At 46.3% G+C, this 1,206-nt stretch carries 1 protein-coding gene; it reads left to right on the top strand.

The genetic code is table 11. From position 1 onward, the window contains the following. Positions 1-64: 64 nt before the first annotated feature. The coding region (locus A3712_RS19805) for an S-(hydroxymethyl)glutathione dehydrogenase/class III alcohol dehydrogenase (protein WP_063524735.1) at positions 65-1,206 on the top strand (1,142 nt) is incomplete at its 3' end.

The raw sequence follows: 1,206 nt of genomic DNA, 5'->3' as shown, positions 1-1,206 counted from the left end.
CAACAAAACGAGAGAGTGATAGCAAACAAGCTCAACGTTGACTGACTAATATAGGAAATATCACATGACTATCGAAATCAAACCTGGTCAAACTCATATCCAATCTAAAGCAATGGTTGCTTGGAAAGCTGGTGAGCCNCTAAAGCGTGAAACGGTTGANGTTGAACTGCCAAAGGCTGGCGAAGTACTTGTTCGTATCGTTGCTACTGGTGTTTGTCACACTGACGCATTCACTCTTTCAGGTGACGATCCAGAAGGTATCTTCCCTTCTATCCTTGGTCACGAAGGTGGCGGCATCGTTGAAATGGTTGGCGAAGGCGTAACAAGCGTTGAAGTTGGCGACCACGTTATCCCACTTTACACAGCAGAGTGTGGCGAATGTAAATTCTGTAAGTCTGGCAAAACTAATCTTTGCCAAGCGGTTCGNGAAACTCAAGGTAAAGGTCTAATGCCAGACGGCACAAGCCGTTTCTCTATCAATGGTGAGCCAATTTTCCACTACATGGGTTGTTCTACTTTCTCTGAGTACACTGTACTTCCAGAAATCTCACTAGCGAAAGTAAACAAACAAGCACCTCTTGAGGAAGTTTGTCTTCTAGGCTGTGGCGTAACCACTGGTATGGGTGCGGTACTAAACACAGCTAAAGTTGAAAAAGGCGACACAGTTGCTGTATTCGGCCTAGGCGGTATCGGTCTTTCTGCAATCATCGGTGCTCGTATGGCGGGTGCAAGCAAAATCATCGGTGTTGATATCAACGAGAGCAAATTCGAGCTAGCAAAACAACTTGGCGCGACTGACTGCATTAACCCAATGAAATTCGACAAGCCAATCCAAGACGTTATCGTTGAGATGACAGACGGTGGCGTTGATTACTCATTCGAGTGTATCGGTAACGTAAACGTGATGCGTCAAGCTCTTGAATGTTGTCACAAAGGTTGGGGCGAGTCTGTAATCATCGGTGTTGCAGGCGCAGGTCAAGAGATCTCAACTCGTCCATTCCAACTAGTAACAGGTCGTGTATGGCGTGGTTCTGCTTTCGGTGGTGTTAAAGGCCGCTCTGAACTACCAGAGATCGTAAACCGTTACATGGCGGGTGAGTTCGGACTACAAGAGTTCATCACTCACACTATGGGTCTTGAAGACGTAAACGAAGCATTCGAACTAATGCACAAAGGTGAGTCTATCCGTACTGTTCTACACATGGA

It is taken from the genome of Vibrio sp. HI00D65, assembly GCF_001635455.1.
Classification (GTDB): domain Bacteria; phylum Pseudomonadota; class Gammaproteobacteria; order Enterobacterales; family Vibrionaceae; genus Vibrio.
This window is presented reverse-complemented; position numbering and strand designations above follow the sequence as displayed.